The sequence below is a fragment of the Pseudomonas sp. GD03875 genome (assembly GCF_029840585.1).
GTDB lineage: Bacteria > Pseudomonadota > Gammaproteobacteria > Pseudomonadales > Pseudomonadaceae > Aquipseudomonas > Aquipseudomonas paralcaligenes.
In genome coordinates, this window is sequence record NZ_JAOCCV010000010.1 from 55522 (window position 1) to 70034 (window position 14513).

At 55.7% G+C, this 14513-nt stretch carries 17 protein-coding genes, 1 tRNA gene and 2 pseudogenes; 13 read left to right on the forward strand and 7 right to left on the reverse strand.

All coding sequences use genetic code 11. The features are described 5' to 3' along the window. The first annotated feature begins 26 nt into the window (after window positions 1-26). The 9 genes and pseudogenes from rpmI to N5D30_RS11265 form a co-directional block, all read left to right on the forward strand. Window positions 27-221, forward strand: coding sequence for a 50S ribosomal protein L35 (gene rpmI / locus N5D30_RS11225; RefSeq protein WP_187806477.1), 195 nt, complete (start codon window positions 27-29; stop codon window positions 219-221). Between the two features lie 30 nt (window positions 222-251). Continuing rightward, window positions 252-608 (forward strand): 50S ribosomal protein L20, encoded by a 357-nt coding sequence (gene rplT / locus N5D30_RS11230; protein WP_279909068.1) that lies wholly within the window; start codon window positions 252-254, stop codon window positions 606-608. A gap of 95 nt (window positions 609-703) precedes the next feature. Beyond that, window positions 704-1720, forward strand: a complete 1017-nt coding sequence (pheS, locus tag N5D30_RS11235; protein WP_279909069.1) for a phenylalanine--tRNA ligase subunit alpha — start codon at window positions 704-706, stop codon at window positions 1718-1720. Between the two features lie 43 nt (window positions 1721-1763). Further along, window positions 1764-4142 (forward strand): phenylalanine--tRNA ligase subunit beta, encoded by a 2379-nt coding sequence (pheT, locus tag N5D30_RS11240; RefSeq protein ID WP_279909070.1) that lies wholly within the window; start codon window positions 1764-1766, stop codon window positions 4140-4142. Between the two features lie 3 nt (window positions 4143-4145). Further along, entirely contained in the window at window positions 4146-4448 is a 303-nt protein-coding gene (gene ihfA, locus N5D30_RS11245) for an integration host factor subunit alpha (RefSeq protein ID WP_002553164.1), read from the forward strand. Continuing rightward, window positions 4429-4785: a MerR family transcriptional regulator gene (locus N5D30_RS11250; RefSeq protein ID WP_220814194.1), complete on the forward strand. Its 357-nt coding sequence runs from the start codon at window positions 4429-4431 to the stop codon at window positions 4783-4785. Before ihfA ends, N5D30_RS11250 begins: the two co-directional genes overlap by 20 nt. Window positions 4786-4867: 82 nt before the next feature. Further along, a tRNA-Pro gene (locus tag N5D30_RS11255) sits at window positions 4868-4944 on the forward strand. A gap of 303 nt (window positions 4945-5247) precedes the next feature. Next, window positions 5248-6184: pseudogene (locus N5D30_RS11260) on the forward strand (IS481 family transposase). Between the two features lie 221 nt (window positions 6185-6405). Further along, window positions 6406-6575, forward strand: a pseudogene (locus N5D30_RS11265) (IS66 family transposase zinc-finger binding domain-containing protein); the annotation flags it as partial. Window positions 6576-6812: 237 nt separating this feature from the next. On the opposite strand, the gene N5D30_RS11270 reads toward N5D30_RS11265, so the two are convergent. Further along, on the reverse strand, window positions 6813-7727 hold the full coding sequence (locus tag N5D30_RS11270; protein WP_279909071.1) for a hypothetical protein: 915 nt from the start codon (window positions 7725-7727) through the stop codon (window positions 6813-6815). A 479-nt stretch (window positions 7728-8206) separates the two neighbouring features. On the opposite strand from N5D30_RS11270, the gene N5D30_RS11275 reads away from it, so the two are divergent. The 3 genes from N5D30_RS11275 to N5D30_RS11285 all read left to right on the forward strand — a co-directional run bounded on the left by N5D30_RS11275 (window position 8207) and on the right by N5D30_RS11285 (window position 10268). After that, entirely contained in the window at window positions 8207-8437 is a 231-nt protein-coding gene (locus N5D30_RS11275; protein ID WP_279909072.1) for an AlpA family transcriptional regulator, read from the forward strand. A gap of 458 nt (window positions 8438-8895) precedes the next feature. Next, entirely contained in the window at window positions 8896-9591 is a 696-nt protein-coding gene (locus N5D30_RS11280; protein WP_279909073.1) for an inovirus Gp2 family protein, read from the forward strand. 317 nt (window positions 9592-9908) lie between these two features. After that, complete coding sequence (locus N5D30_RS11285; protein ID WP_279909075.1) at window positions 9909-10268, forward strand: histone-like nucleoid-structuring protein, MvaT/MvaU family; 360 nt, start codon at window positions 9909-9911, stop codon at window positions 10266-10268. A gap of 144 nt (window positions 10269-10412) precedes the next feature. On the opposite strand, the gene N5D30_RS11290 is transcribed toward N5D30_RS11285, so the two are convergent. From N5D30_RS11290 to N5D30_RS11310, 5 genes are all read right to left on the reverse strand, one after another. Then, on the reverse strand, window positions 10413-10922 hold the full coding sequence (locus N5D30_RS11290; RefSeq protein WP_279909077.1) for a hypothetical protein: 510 nt from the start codon (window positions 10920-10922) through the stop codon (window positions 10413-10415). An 18-nt stretch (window positions 10923-10940) separates the two neighbouring features. Continuing rightward, window positions 10941-12083 carry a hypothetical protein gene (locus N5D30_RS11295; protein ID WP_279909078.1) on the reverse strand — a complete coding sequence of 381 codons (1143 nt, stop codon included), beginning with the start codon at window positions 12081-12083 and terminating at the stop codon, window positions 10941-10943. Window positions 12084-12102: 19 nt separating this feature from the next. Further along, on the reverse strand, window positions 12103-12768 hold the full coding sequence (locus tag N5D30_RS11300; RefSeq protein WP_279909079.1) for a DUF4339 domain-containing protein: 666 nt from the start codon (window positions 12766-12768) through the stop codon (window positions 12103-12105). A gap of 151 nt (window positions 12769-12919) precedes the next feature. Then, window positions 12920-13189 (reverse strand): hypothetical protein, encoded by a 270-nt coding sequence (locus N5D30_RS11305; protein WP_279909080.1) that lies wholly within the window; start codon window positions 13187-13189, stop codon window positions 12920-12922. A 10-nt stretch (window positions 13190-13199) separates the two neighbouring features. Beyond that, window positions 13200-13562: a hypothetical protein gene (locus N5D30_RS11310; RefSeq protein WP_279909081.1), complete on the reverse strand. Its 363-nt coding sequence runs from the start codon at window positions 13560-13562 to the stop codon at window positions 13200-13202. A gap of 139 nt (window positions 13563-13701) precedes the next feature. On the opposite strand from N5D30_RS11310, the gene N5D30_RS11315 reads away from it, so the two are divergent. Then, window positions 13702-14046, forward strand: a complete 345-nt coding sequence (locus tag N5D30_RS11315; RefSeq protein WP_279909082.1) for a helix-turn-helix transcriptional regulator — start codon at window positions 13702-13704, stop codon at window positions 14044-14046. 5 nt (window positions 14047-14051) lie between these two features. Here N5D30_RS11315 and N5D30_RS11320 read toward each other — a convergent pair whose 3' ends face one another. Then, entirely contained in the window at window positions 14052-14366 is a 315-nt protein-coding gene (locus N5D30_RS11320; RefSeq protein ID WP_279909084.1) for a hypothetical protein, read from the reverse strand. Between the last annotated feature and the right edge of the window lie 147 nt (window positions 14367-14513).

Genomic DNA, 14513 nt, shown 5'->3' on the forward strand with positions numbered 1-14513 from the left:
TTGTTAATGAATGCGGAGTACCAAACATGCCAAAGATGAAAACCAAGAGCGGTGCAGCCAAGCGTTTCCTGAAAACCGCTGGCGGCTACAAGCACAAGCACGCTTTCAAGAGCCACATCCTGACCAAAATGTCCACCAAGCGTAAGCGTCAACTGCGCGGTAGCGAGCTGATGCATCCGTCGGACAAGGCAAAAGTCGAGCGCATGCTGCGCGTTCGTTAATCGGTCAAGATACTTTAGAGGTAATTACTCATGGCTCGTGTTAAGCGTGGCGTCATCGCTCGTGCCCGTCACAAGAAAATTCTGAAACTCGCCAAAGGCTACTACGGCGCGCGCTCCCGCGTGTTCCGCGTTGCCAAGCAGGCTGTGATCAAGGCAGGCCAGTACGCCTACCGTGACCGCCGTCAGCGCAAGCGTCAGTTCCGCGCTCTGTGGATCGCTCGTATCAACGCTGGTGCTCGTCAGAACGGTCTGTCCTACAGCCGCCTGATCGCTGGCCTGAAAAGAGCGACCATCGAGATCGATCGCAAGGTTCTGGCCGATCTGGCAGTGAACGAAAAAGCGGCGTTTGCTGCGATTGTCGAGAAAGCTAAGGCCGTACTGGCTTAAGTCCCCCGACAATCACCGGGCTCGCCCGGTGCAAACGTCACCGATAGGGGAAGAGCCTTACAGCTCTTCCCCTATTTCGTATCTGGAGTCCGTACATGGAAAACCTGGATGCATTGGTCTCGCAAGCGATCGAGGCCGTGCAAAGCACCGCAGATGTGAACACCCTGGAGCAGCTCCGGGTCCAGTATCTCGGCAAGAAGGGCGAGCTTACCGTCCTGATGCAGACCCTCGGCAAGCTGTCGGCCGAAGAGCGTCCGCAGGCCGGCGCCCTGATCAATGCCGCCAAGAATCAGGTTCAGGATGCCCTTAACGCCCGCAAATCCGTGCTTGAGCAGGCTCTGCTCGCCGAGAAGCTGGCGTCCGAGCGCATCGACGTGACCCTGCCTGGCCGTGGCCAGGCCTCCGGTGGCCTGCACCCGGTCACTCGCACCCTCGAGCGCGTCGAGCAGTTCTTCACCCATATCGGCTACAACGTGGCCGAGGGGCCGGAAGTCGAAGACGACTACCACAACTTCGAAGCCCTCAACATCCCCGGCCACCACCCGGCGCGGGCGATGCATGACACCTTCTATTTCAACGCGAACATGCTGCTGCGCACCCACACCTCGCCGGTGCAGGTGCGCACCATGGAATCGCAGCAGCCGCCGATCCGCATCGTCTGCCCCGGCCGCGTGTACCGCTGCGACTCCGATATCACCCACTCGCCGATGTTCCACCAGGTCGAAGGCCTGCTGGTCGACGAGGGCATCAGCTTCGCCGACCTCAAGGGCACCATCGAGGAGTTCCTCCGGGTGTTCTTCGAGAAGTCGCTGGGCGTGCGCTTCCGTCCGTCCTTCTTCCCCTTCACCGAGCCATCGGCCGAAGTCGACATGCAGTGCGTGATGTGTTCCGGCAAGGGCTGCCGCGTGTGCAAGCAGACTGGCTGGCTGGAAGTGATGGGCTGCGGCATGGTCCACCCGAACGTCCTGCGCATGAGCGGCATCGACCCGGAGAAATATTCCGGCTTCGCCTTCGGCATGGGCGTGGAGCGCCTGGCGATGCTGCGCTATGGCGTCAACGACTTGCGCCTGTTCTTCGATAACGACCTGCGGTTCCTGGCGCAATTCCGCTAGGCCGCACGACCCGTATCGAATTCGCTCAAGGAGAACAGACAGCATGAAATTCAGTGAACAGTGGCTGCGCAGCTGGGTGAACCCGGCAGTTTCGCGCGACGAACTGGTGGCCCGCCTGTCCATGGTCGGCCTGGAAGTAGACGCCGTTATCCCGGTCGCCGGCCAGTTCAGCGGTGTGGTGGTGGGCGAGATCCTCAGCGCCGAACAGCACCCGGACGCCGACAAGCTGCGTGTGTGCCAGGTCAGCAACGGCAGCGTCACCTTCCAAGTGGTCTGCGGCGCGCCCAATGCCCGTGCCGGCATCAAGGTACCCTTCGCCATGATCGGCGCCGAGCTACCAGGCGACTTCAAGATTAAGCAGGCCAAGCTGCGTGGTGTGGAGTCCCAGGGCATGCTCTGCTCGGCCTCCGAGCTGCAGATCAGCGACGACAACAGCGGCCTGATGGAGCTGGCGGCGGACGCCCCGGTCGGCCAGGACCTCCGCGCCTACCTGGGCCTGGATGATGCCAGTATCGAGATCGGCTTGACTCCCAATCGTGGTGACTGCCTGTCGTTGGCCGGCTTGGCCCGCGAAGTCGGCGCCATTTACGGTGCTCCTGTGTCGGCGGTATCCGTCGCTCCGGTTGCTGCAGCCCATGACGAAGTGCGCCCGGTAGAAGTGCTGGCGCCCAAGGCATGTCCGCGCTATTTGGGCCGCGTCATCCGCAACGTCGACCTGTCCAGGCCGACCCCGCTGTGGATGGTCGAGCGCCTGCGTCGCTCTGACATTCGCAGTATTGATGCCGCCGTCGACATCACCAACTACGTGATGCTCGAGCTCGGCCAGCCGATGCACGCCTTCGATCTCGCCGAGATCAATGGCGGCATCCATGTACGCATGGCGGAAGAGGGTGAGAAGCTGGTACTGCTGGATGGCCAGGAGGTCAGCCTGCGCGCCGACACCCTGGTGATCGCCGACCACAACCGCGCCCTGGCCATCGCCGGCGTGATGGGTGGCGAGCACAGCGGCGTCAGCAGCAAGACCCGTGACCTGTTCCTGGAAAGCGCCTTCTTCGACACCATCTCGGTAGCCGGCAAGGCTCGATCCTATGGCCTGCACACCGACTCCTCGCACCGCTTCGAGCGCGGCGTGGACTCGCAGCTGGCGCGCAACGCCATGGAGCGCGCCACCGCGTTGCTGCTGGAGATTGTTGGCGGCGAAGCCGGTCCGATCGTCGAAGTGGCCAGCGCCGCCGATCTGCCGAATGTCGCTCCGATCACCCTGCGTGCCGAGCGCATCAGCCAGATGCTGAGCATGGACATGGAAGGCACCGAGGTCGAGCGCTTGCTCACCGCGCTGGGTCTGGGCGTAACAGCGCAGGATGCCGGTCAGTGGCAAGTCAGCGTGCCGAGCCACCGCTTCGACATCAGCCTGGAAGTGGACCTGATCGAAGAGCTGGGTCGCCTGTACGGCTACAACCGCCTGCCGGTGCGCTATCCACAAGCGCGCCTGGCTCCGCAGGCCAAGGCCGAAGCCCGCGCCGAGCTACCAGCCTTGCGTCGCCTGCTGGTGGCGCGCGGTTATCAGGAAGCCATCACCTACAGCTTCATCGATCCCAAGCTGTTCGAGCTGTTCAACCCGGGCGTGGCGCCGCTGCAGTTGGCCAACCCGATCTCCGCCGACATGGCCGCCATGCGTTCCTCGCTGTGGCCGGGACTGGTCAAGGCGCTGGAGCACAACCTCAACCGCCAGCAGTCGCGCGTGCGTCTGTTCGAGAGCGGCCTGCGTTTCGTCGGCCAGCTCGAGGGCCTGAAGCAGGAAGCCATGCTGGCTGGCGTGATCAGCGGTAGCCGCCTGCCGGAAGGCTGGGCCAACGGCCGCGAAAGCGTGGACTTCTACGACCTAAAGGCCGATGTCGAAGCGTTGCTGGGCTATGCCGGTGCCGCCGATGCCTTCAGCTTCGTGCCGGGCGAACATCCGGCCCTGCACCCGGGCCAGACCGCACGTATCGAGCGGGAAGGGCGCCTGGTCGGTTTCCTCGGAGCCCTGCACCCGGAGCTGGCCAAGACCCTCGGCCTGGACCAGCCGGTGTTCCTCTTTGAACTGGTGTTGGCGGAAGTGGCCGCCGGTCGCATGCCGGCGTTCAGCGAGCTGTCACGCTTCCCCGAAGTGCGTCGCGACCTGGCCCTGCTGGTGGACCGCGAACAACCGGCCGAAGCCGTGCTCGCCACCATCCGCGAGGCCGCGGGCGAATGGTTGACGGACCTCAGGCTGTTTGATGTGTATCACGGTAAAGGTATTGATCCACATAGAAAAAGCCTGGCCGTCGGCTTGACCTGGCAACATCCATCGCGCACTCTTAACGACGATGAGGTGAATACAACCACGCAAAACATCATCACCTCGCTGGAAGAAAGGTTCAACGCCACGTTAAGGAAGTAGCGTATGGGGGCTCTGACGAAAGCTGAAATGGCGGAACGTCTGTATGAAGAGCTTGGCCTGAATAAGCGGGAAGCCAAGGAGTTGGTGGAGCTGTTTTTCGAGGAAATCCGCCACGCGCTGGAAGACAACGAGCAGGTCAAATTGTCCGGTTTCGGCAATTTCGACCTGCGCGACAAGCGTCAGCGCCCGGGCCGCAATCCCAAGACAGGCGAAGAAATCCCGATCACGGCTCGCCGTGTCGTCACCTTTCGTCCAGGCCAGAAATTGAAGGCCAGAGTAGAGGCATATGCTGGAACCAAGTCATAACGACGAGTTGCCGCCTATCCCTGGCAAACGCTACTTCACCATCGGCGAAGTCAGCGACCTCTGCGCCGTCAAGCCTCATGTTTTGCGTTACTGGGAGCAGGAGTTTCCCCAGCTCAATCCGGTAAAGCGGCGGGGCAACCGTCGTTATTATCAGCGCCAGGATGTGCTGATGATCCGCCAGATCCGGGCACTCCTGTACGACCAGGGCTTCACTATTGGTGGGGCGCGTCAGCGGCTCTCCGGCGACGAAGCCAAGGACGATACCACTCAGTACAGGCAACTGATCCGGCAGATGATTGCCGAGTTGGAAGATGTGCTGCACGTGCTTCGCAAATAAGCATCGCATCGCAAAAAAAACTTCCACAATTCAGCAGCTTATAGTAAAGTCCATCCCGCTTCCGGTAACACGGCAGCATCGTCGGGGCGTAGCGCAGCCCGGTAGCGCACTTGCATGGGGTGCAAGGGGTCGAGTGTTCGAATCACTCCGTCCCGACCAAAAAACCCTAGAAAATCCAGTCACTTAGCGGTGACTGGATTTTTTTTGAGTAATGCTTTTGTCAGGGCTTCATTTTTGTGCCACTTTTTGTGCCACCGGATTTGGCGCTTGAGCTTGGAGCAATACAAGCGTGGGTGGTGGAAGCTTTCTGTAAGCGGGCGGCGAAAACATCCTTCCTTACCTTGCGCCAAGGGCGATGGTGTCCACCTATACTGGCTAGGTGTGATCTCTCGGTAGGTTGTTCATCCGAGGCATTCCCGGAATTCTGGAAGCGCGACCAACACAACCTTCCAGGAGCCCCGGATGAACCTGCATAAACATGCCCGTCTTACCCCGCGTGGTCGAGCCCTTTTAGTCCATCGCATCCATCAGGGGCTACGTGTCGAGGAGGCCGCTCAGGCAGCTGGCGTGAGCGTGCGCACCGCCTACAAATGGCTCAAGCGCTTTCGCGAAGAAGGAGAGTCTGACCTGTTGGATCGTTCGTCACGTCCACACCTCAGCCCTCACGTCATGCCACCTGAAACCGTTAGGCAGCTGATCGAGCTGCGCCAGGCTCGCAAGACTTATCGGCAGATCGCTCAGGTGTTGAGATTGGCCGTCAGCACGGTCGCTCGTCACCTCAAGCATGCAGGCCTGAATCGCTTGGCTGAACTGACGCCAGCACCGCCCATCGTGCGCTATCAGTTCAACCAGCCAGGCGAGCTACTGCATCTGGATATCAAGAAGCTCGGTCGTTTCTGGAGGCCAGGTCATCGGGTTACGGGGAATCGGCAGCTAGCCTGCGACGGAGCCGGCTGGGAGTACGTTCATGTGGCCATCGATAATCACTCACGCGTGGCGTTCACCTGCATTCAACCTGATGAGACGGGGCGTAGCGCTGCTACAAGCCCTACGCTACTACCGAGCGCAGGGCATCCGTTTTACGCGTGTCATGACCGACAACGGTTCCTGCTACAAATCCAGGCGATTCCGTCAGGTGTGCAAACGCTTAGGGCTACGGCACATCCGCACGAAGCCCCATACGCCACGAACCAATGGCAAGGCGGAGCGTTTCATTCAGACCAGTTTGCGGGAATGGGCCTATGCCCGTAGCTACGATAGCTCTGAGCAACGCGCAGCTCATTTACTGCCCTGGTTACATCACTACAACTGGCATCGGCCGCATGCCGGTCTCGACTACAATCCACCCATCAGCCGCATTCCACTTCCACTGAACAACGTGCTGGTTTTACACATCTAGGCGTCCAGCACGGCTCGGAAGTCGAACTCGATGCCGAGCAACTTCAGGCGCTGGTACTGGGTTACCTTGGCAACGGGTCTGTGCATCCGGCGTGATCACAGTGCTGTAGCACCGGTCATTAATCCATCGGTTTATCTCCGCTGAGCGCCTGCTCTGGCACAATCAGCGGCAGGCCTTCTTAGCCTGATCTCGACCAACTGACACTCAACCAGGTGCGCGCACATGAACCGGAAAACACCCAGTGCGCCTGCGGTTGCCAGCTACAGCGCGTGAGTGAAGACCTCAGTGAAAGCTGGATTACACGCCGGATGTGTTCACCATCGAGCAGCATGTGCGTGAAAAATGGGCCTGCTGCCACTGCGAAACGCTGATCCAGGCGCCGGTGCCGATCTAGGTGATCGACAAGGGTATCCTCGCCGCCGGCCTGCTGGCGCACGTGATCGGGTGCCCAGCGGTTCCTCCATCGCGAAGCTTTGGGTTACAGCCTCAAACGCCGGCAGGCATTTTGGTGTTGGCGACGAGTCTGGCCGAGCGCATATAAGGTCGCATAACACAACACTGGCGCGAAGGCTGGTATCAGATACTGTGTCTGCATAGTTTCTCTGAGCAATGTACTTGGCTTGCACAGCTAATCGTCGGATAGATAAAGTCCCTGCTTTGCCTCCATGCTTAACAGCTTCTCAACGATCTGAGCGCGCTTTAGGTTGTGCTTACGTTTGAGCGCATCCAACTGAGTGATTACTGTTTTCGACAGTAGGATATTCACCTGCTTTTTATCCGTTGAGCGCTCATCGAATTGCTGGCGGCTCCACCGATTCTTTATGGCTTTGACTATCAGCCGTATCTCCATCGAGTTCAGGCTTTCCCCGTCAAAAAAAATCAATAAGTCTTGGTAAGACTGAAAAAGAGATGGTGTCAGTTTACCTAGCTTATAGGCGTAGTTTTTTTCAAGCCACCTCCAAGCGCAGATGCAGCGCTTATTACCATCCTTTTTATCATTGAACCACTCGAACTCAATGTCTTTTTCTGAGTGCCTTCGCCACTCGGAATGAAGGAGATCAACTGCATCTTTCTTTTTAGAAATGCGATTATCCGTATCTGTTTTTTTGGACGGACGATAAGATGAGTTTCTTCTTTCGGATCTTCTACCATTGGCATTCCATAAATCTATCATTGCAATGAGGCGATCTGAGTGTGATAGATGAATCAGGCCCTTAGGTAATTCTAGTTCTGTCATGTTCTTGATTCGTGGCAACAACCATAGGTATTGCCTGTCATCATTCTTAATCCATTCCAAGCTGCGATCGGGAAGGAGAAAAACGCTCTTCTCCAAGGGGAGACTGTTTCGGACTGCCTCGTCCTGCTCCAAGCAGTCAGCTAAGACTTCACGCATTTCATAGCCGTTGCAGCTCTGGGGCGTAAGCATGTGATGACGATAATGAAAAAGGAACAGCCAGAGCCAGATGTCGTGGCGACGGCTCTGCGCTGGGTCTTTTAAAAGCTTGGCCAACCTATCGTCGGGCTGAGACGGATATCTTTTCATGCGAAAAACCTATGAAATAATTTTACCTTATTAGAGTATTCTATCGGTATTCTATCGGTATTCTATCGGTATTCTATCGGTATTCTATCGGTATTCTATCGGTATTCTATCGGTATTCTATCGGTATTCTATGAATAGAAAAGTGCCTACAACGGCCGAAAAATCTGAATTTAGAGGTAGATTTCCCCTGCTATAGGAGATAGGAAAGCGATGATGCGTATCTAGCAACGACAGAACCATTCAAAGTAATTCGCTATGAGCGGCGTGACCGCTGGGCGTTAAGGTGACGTCACAGCACGCGCTAAAGTCTGGCCCCCAGCAAAGGGGCTTGGTCGTGGTCCGGCGCAATGGCATCAGCCCCAGCCAACTGTCTCATTGGCGCGAGTTCTGCCTCTCGGGGGTCAGATCCGCACGCAGTCCAGCAGTAGAGCCTCACTACGCCAGGGAATCCTCTGAACGAACCACGAGGAGACCCGTTCATGAGGATCATTCGCCTAAAAGAAGTCATCGACACCACCGGATTAGCTCGGTCGACTATCTACAAACACATCGCAGAAGGGACTTTCCCTAAACCCGTTCCCTTGGGTGAACGTTGTGTTGGGTGGGTGGAAAGTGAAGTGCAGGATTGGATCCTCGCCCGAATCGAAGAGCGAGATTTGGCTGAGAGTCATGTGGTCCAAACCACGAGCCCTCTGAGAATGGCAAGCTAAAACGAGTTTTACGCCATGACCGGCTGCGGCTGGTCATGGCGATTATGCCGCGTAGCCCATGGGGGCTATAAGCAACCCTGAGACACCGGGGCGGTGCTGTCTCCCACCGCCCCGGTCGAGTCCAAGGGACTTAAGCACGGACCTTGGCCTGGTTTATTTCCGGAATGCTGTTTTCAGCAAAAATGTCTCTGTGGCTTGAGGATGGAGGTGGATTCCTCCTTGCCTGGGGGAGATGTCAGGTGCGGTGCGGGTAGTATGCTTTCAACTACATACTTAACAGTTCTACTTACTGCATAACTTAACTATCAACTCACCTAATACATTCCACTGCCAATATACGCCTTCACTGATCCCAAGCATCCATTGCCTGACTAACCATAAACACAAGAAGAGATAACAGTAGAAAATCACACAGCACAGCACTGGCTATGAAACTCAATCCATGAGGAGTCATAGCCATGCTTAAGCTCATTGATACCAGCAAGCCTGGTCGCCATCCAGAAAACAACAACCTCCGCCTGTACTACGACGACACCTACGAAAACCTACCCGTGATGGTCGACAAGGGGCCGTTCATCCGGGAGTACCTTTCCGATCTCAAGCGCACTATCGACGCGGCGCTTTCTGAGTATCCCAGGGTGTTGGCATTCAGAGTGGATCTCAGACTCCCTCAGGTGATCGAGCTACCTGACTACGCTTATGCGAACCAAGTCATCAGCAGGTTCTTCGAATCCTTCACGAGGAAAATCCGATACGACCAAGACAGGGTGCGTAAGCGCAACAGGTATGCCCGCGGCTGTAACGTTCGGTACGTCTGGGCAAGGGAGATCGGTGAGTCTGGTAGGCAGCACTATCACCTGCTGATCCTGCTCAACCGTGATGCTTACTACACGGTAGGGAGGCTGTGCTCAGAGAGAGTGAACATGATCAGAAGGATGGAGGCGTCCTGGGCTGGTGCTCTGGGCATATCGGACAAGCAGGTGAGGGGGCTGGTACATATCCCGGAGCGTGCCGAATACCGAGTCGATCGGTATGTCCGTCATGATGAGGTAGATGAGCTGCCTGACCTGTTCTATCGAGCCAGCTACCTGTGCAAGGCTGCAACGAAGTCCTACGGAGATCGCCAGCGAGGGTTTGGTTCCAGTAGAGGGTAAGAGTGTAGCTATCGGGGTAGAACCCGCCTGCCCAGACGCGCAACAAGCTCTATGTGTCATGTTCCCGTGCGCGAGGCAATCTCTATCTCGTGCATGAAAAGCACTTCAGAGCTTTTAAGGTCACTTGATCTGAGGCGTGCATGTGTCTTGGGAACCACGGAAGCTTGTAGCGGGTGGGCTTAAATGTTCACTATGGCATAGACTCTAGGTAGGTGACTTTGAAAGGTTATCTGTAAAGTCTGTACACTACACCTATGCAGCTAGTTTCTTGATAACTGCACCCACGCCTTGCCATGTCTTATTAGAAGGATGCTCAAATGTCTAAATTGGCTGAATACAAAGCGCTCGAAGCCAGGCTCGCAGAGCAGCTCAAGCAGCTTGATGCCCTGAAGAACGATGACGAGCTGAAGAGCGAGATCGAGTTCGAAGAGAAACTGCGCAAGCTGATGGCCGAGTATGACGTGAATCTTCGTAGCGTTATCGCTTTGCTGGATCCAGAGGCGAGCCGCGGTGCCGTATCCGTTGGGCGAGGTGGTGCTCGTCGTCAGCGCCAGGTCAAGGTTTACAAGAACCCCAACACCGGTGAAGTGGTCGAGACCAAGGGGGGTAACCATAGGGTGCTCAAAGCCTGGAAGGAGCAGTACGGGGCGGAGGCAGTCGATAGCTGGATTCAGTAATTCAGCGATTGGCTTTGTGAAAAAAGCCAAGCATTTGCTTGGCTTTTTTAATATGCCCTCTGAAAGGAATCCGCGAGGGGGTTGAGGCAAAAAAAGAAAGAGGCTCGAAAGCCTCATAGCCTCCCCTGGGGAGAATGTTACTGATTACTTGACAATGCCGTTATAGACTACTGTGGACTTTCCATCTTTCTTAATGGTCAGCTTGTTTCCTTCCGAGAGGCTTTCGATAATCTCCGAGCAGCCCTCGATCTCGGAATGCCCATCGACGTATTCCAGTTTGGTATCGAAACTTAAAGCATAAGTGTGTGCTGGGCAGCTCATGCCCAATTCGCCGGTGGACACGACAAGTACATACCGATTGGGCCCGAACGAATAGGCGTTCTTTAGAGCAACATACCCGGTGGACTCAGGGTCCTCTACAATGGCCTCCATCAGGTTCATCGTTCCGCTACGGGCTTGGTATGCAAGAACGTTCATTGTGTCTAGGCGGGTGAGGGAGAAGGGGCCCACCTTATCATCTGATATCAGTAGAGGCTCATAGGCAATAGAAGGGGCATTGTTAGCCTCTTCCTCCTGCGTAGACTTTTGATCGTTATTGTCACAGCCCGCCATAATAAAAAACGCACTGGCGATAAGTAGTGGGGATGCTTTCATAAGGGCTCTCGAGTTTTGTTAGTGGGTGTCAAGATAATGCTGAGCTTCTTTGTCCGTGCTAAAAGCGAACTGATGGTAGGCGATGAATTTTCCAGCCTTGGTCTGAGCCAGGGTATAGCCAGCAGGCACTTCGATACTGAAGTCTCCAGAGGAATCCGTTGGCCAGCTAGGCGCGACCGAAAAGGGAATGCCGTCTCTGTCAATGCGTGTGATCTTGCATTTCCTTTCCGCGTTGACGCAGACGTACGAAGTCAGGTTATTGGTGCTGCTGTAATAGATCCGCCCCTGTTGTGTAACGACAGGTATTTCTCGAGGAGCACCTTCCCAGAGGCATGTGGCTGGTTTAAATGTAGCGATGCGGCTGTAATTTGGCATGTAGCATTCAGATATGGGTAGCAGACCGTCTGGAACGCCTTTCCTCCGCTCTGCTTCATATGCTTCCTGTTCACGCTCTTTTTCCAGTCGCTGTTCTTCTTGCAGTTTAGCCAGCTCGGCTTCTTCTTCTGCTTTGCGCTCAGCCTCTTCTTGTTGACGTTCTGCCTCCTTGCGCGCTTCCTCCTCTTCCCAGCGCTTTTGTGCTTCCTCGAACTCTTTGGTCTTTTTTGCATATTCAATTTCGCGGAGTCGATTTTGCTCAGCTGCGATTGCTGCTTGGCGTTTCGCTTCTTCGAGTAGAATCTTATCCTCCTCAATCCAGCGAGGAGGAGTGGTGTCATCACTGAGCCAGTCGCTGTAGTCTTCCTCGCTCTGGAAAGCATTTGGATGAACTGCCACATAACGACCGCTGGCGGTTTGATTAAAGAGATATCCATTGGGCAAAATGACGGAGAAGGCATCTTTGCCCTTCAGCCAGTCGTGTTGGAAGTCGAACCTTCCTACGATTTGGCTAGTTTCGGGATCGCTGCACTGATTGGAGCCTTTGTAACAGTCGATAGCATAGATACTGTCCTCCATGAGAACTGTGCCATTCTCGTAGCGAACGGGGATCTTGTTGGGAAAGTCCTCCCAGACACATTTGACGATAGGCGTCCATCCCCATTGGTATTTACCGCAGTCAACGATAGGTGGGAGTCCATCCGTGTTCCCGAATTCGATTTCGTTGTTACATCCGTTGAGGACGCAGCAGATGGAAATGGTGGTGATGATTATTGGTTTTTTCATGGTCTTTTATATGGGCTGTTTAGTCGTTGAAGTACACTGGGGTGCTTAGTGCTTCTTCAATACTTTGCGGTGTTTTCCCGTCACCGTATGGGCTGTCTGCTGCAATGGAGCTTTCCATTCCTGCACTTGCTAGCACCATAAAAATGAAGCAGGCCACCCAGGTAATGAAGTAGGCCAGATTGTGCTGCAGGTTCTTCGCTCTCTGGAATATATAGACTGGTACCAGCCAGACCCATCCTTTGAATCTGTCCGTATTGACTCCCGATTTCTGTAGGCGCTTCTCGTCCCAGAAAGATAAGAAGATATTGAGTGCAATGGTTATGTAGATGAAGTGTCCATTGGCTACGGTCCTGAGTGCGCGACTCTCATTGCCGTTGTATACGATCCCTGCTACGAAGCATTCGAGTAAGTAGCCGAGAATTGGGGCAAGGGCAAGTATCCAGATAACAGAGTTGCTGATGTATTTTCCTGCTAGTGGCGGAGGCGATATTGACTCCAGGTGCGGGCGAAGAGTGGTGTCCTCCAAGTTCTTCCAGTCACTGAAACCCTTCTGCCAAACAAGACTGCCGTATCCAAGCTTCTTGGATTGAATCATTGCGATCATAGTGGCTTCATCTATGCCACCCAACCGCTGACCTTTATCTTCGTAGAACCACTTGTTTTCTGTTTCATATATTTCTGTCATGTCTAATGTCCTGGTGCAAAATAGAGCGCCATTCAGGCCTGAATGGCGCTCTGTTGTTATGTTTGTGGAGGTTGGATTGGGTGTGATTAGGAATGTCCCTTGAGGGTAAGGGCTTCCGTTGTTTGGCTAAAACATTTGGCAGCTCTAGCTGTTATTCCGCTCGACACTCGAGGGCGAACTTTATGCTGTCTTCAACAAAGCGCTGAGGTGGAGGGTAGGTCTTGTTCAGTTTCTGCAATTCTGCCGTGGTGTAAGAGTCTTCCAGCTTTTCGAACACACACGAGCAGAGGCCCTTCGAGGCTCCGCCTTGTACGCAGCCGGCCAGAAACTCACCGCGTACTTTGGAGTTTTCATCGGAGCAGGCTGCGATAGCGAACGGCAGAGAAATAACCAGGACAGCGAGTTTCGACTTCATCTTCATCGTCTTTTCCTTATCCCAGAACCAAGCTGCTGCCCAAGGCAACGCCCAAGATCAGGCCAATCACCTGCGGCCCCAGTAGCCAGAAGAGCTTCAGCCAGATCAGGTGCAATGCACCGCCAGTGGTGTAAACCGCATCGGGTTGAGCAAACCGGCGGATGGCATCGCCTATCAGCGCGCCCACAAGACCCATTACCGAGCCGGCGATGAACGCCAGGAACTTCATGAAGAAGCTGGCGCCGAGCACCATGGCTGAGTGGTTAAAAATGAGCATGAGGATCGAGAGCACCACGGAGGCGACTCCCCAACCGATAACTGCAGGCGCGATCGCCAAGCCCAAAGGTGTGCTGTTCGAGGTGTCGTTGTGTTCTTCCATTCGGGCGATTCCTTTCAGGACTACTGGGGAGGTGAGGATTCTTTTGTATTTCAACCTTTAGGGTTGATCTTCATCTTGTGATGTTCTTCATGTCAACAGGTCGATGCCCAACCATTCGAGTTGATCGGTGGGAGGCATCATGTCCGTTGCAAATCAGAAGGCGTTGTCGGAGTCGGTAGGGCGTGCCATCGCCCGGCAGCGCATGCGCAGCAAGCTGACCCAGGAAGAGGTGGCGGCCCGCCTCGGCGTCGGCAACGAGGCGGTCTCCCGCATCGAGCGAGGCATCGTCATGCCGAACATTGCCCGGCTGTTCGAATTCGCCTCGATCTTCAACTGCAACGCAGCCGATCTCTTGAGCGAGGCCAGCATCCGCCCGGATGACCAGGCCAGCCGGATCAGCCAGCTCCTGACGACGCTGGAAGATGCCGACCGCCAACTGTTGGTGGAAATGCTGGAGCGCCTGGCTGATCGTCTGAGCCGTTGACCTGTTCAGGTGTCTGGCGCAGCCGGAACATCGAATGTGGCACCACAACGCAGACACAGGCAGTCGTAGTGCATGAACTGATGGCGCTGCACGTCGCGGGCGAAGTCGCTGCTCTTTTCCCAATGCGCCGAGGCATGGGAAAGACCATCCAGCATCCTGTCGAAGGCCTGCTCCAGTGGGCTGCCAATGTCCGGCTGCGACTTCGACTGCTGCAGTCCTTGCAGGAAACCGTCCAGTGTTCCGATCAGCAGGGCGATGGCTTTGGCGGCGTCCTTGGACATCACCGCCGAGGAATTGCAGATCAAGCACCGTATGACCATGGTGGCTGCTCCTATGGTTTTTCACGTCCCACGGCAACGCTCCGCCGTACGCGGGGGCTCGGCGTGGGTCGAAGTGAGGTATTGGGGAAAAAGGGGAGGCGCAGAACTGCACTTCCCGAAGGGGTGTTAAAAGCGAGCTCGAAATCC

Coding starts and splice junctions, on each gene's coding strand:
- rpmI (WP_187806477.1), top strand. CDS start 27: ATGCCAAAGATGAAAACCAAGAGCGGTGCAGCCAAGCGTTTCCTGAAA.
- rplT (WP_279909068.1), top strand. CDS start 252: ATGGCTCGTGTTAAGCGTGGCGTCATCGCTCGTGCCCGTCACAAGAAA.
- pheS (WP_279909069.1), top strand. CDS start 704: ATGGAAAACCTGGATGCATTGGTCTCGCAAGCGATCGAGGCCGTGCAA.
- pheT (WP_279909070.1), top strand. CDS start 1,764: ATGAAATTCAGTGAACAGTGGCTGCGCAGCTGGGTGAACCCGGCAGTT.
- ihfA (WP_002553164.1), top strand. CDS start 4,146: ATGGGGGCTCTGACGAAAGCTGAAATGGCGGAACGTCTGTATGAAGAG.
- N5D30_RS11250 (WP_220814194.1), top strand. CDS start 4,429: ATGCTGGAACCAAGTCATAACGACGAGTTGCCGCCTATCCCTGGCAAA.
- N5D30_RS11270 (WP_279909071.1), bottom strand. CDS start 7,727: ATGAAAAGATATCCGTCTCAGCCCGACGATAGGTTGGCCAAGCTTTTA.
- N5D30_RS11275 (WP_279909072.1), top strand. CDS start 8,207: ATGAGGATCATTCGCCTAAAAGAAGTCATCGACACCACCGGATTAGCT.
- N5D30_RS11280 (WP_279909073.1), top strand. CDS start 8,896: ATGCTTAAGCTCATTGATACCAGCAAGCCTGGTCGCCATCCAGAAAAC.
- N5D30_RS11285 (WP_279909075.1), top strand. CDS start 9,909: ATGTCTAAATTGGCTGAATACAAAGCGCTCGAAGCCAGGCTCGCAGAG.
- N5D30_RS11290 (WP_279909077.1), bottom strand. CDS start 10,922: ATGAAAGCATCCCCACTACTTATCGCCAGTGCGTTTTTTATTATGGCG.
- N5D30_RS11295 (WP_279909078.1), bottom strand. CDS start 12,083: ATGAAAAAACCAATAATCATCACCACCATTTCCATCTGCTGCGTCCTC.
- N5D30_RS11300 (WP_279909079.1), bottom strand. CDS start 12,768: ATGACAGAAATATATGAAACAGAAAACAAGTGGTTCTACGAAGATAAA.
- N5D30_RS11305 (WP_279909080.1), bottom strand. CDS start 13,189: ATGAAGATGAAGTCGAAACTCGCTGTCCTGGTTATTTCTCTGCCGTTC.
- N5D30_RS11310 (WP_279909081.1), bottom strand. CDS start 13,562: ATGGAAGAACACAACGACACCTCGAACAGCACACCTTTGGGCTTGGCG.
- N5D30_RS11315 (WP_279909082.1), top strand. CDS start 13,702: ATGTCCGTTGCAAATCAGAAGGCGTTGTCGGAGTCGGTAGGGCGTGCC.
- N5D30_RS11320 (WP_279909084.1), bottom strand. CDS start 14,366: ATGGTCATACGGTGCTTGATCTGCAATTCCTCGGCGGTGATGTCCAAG.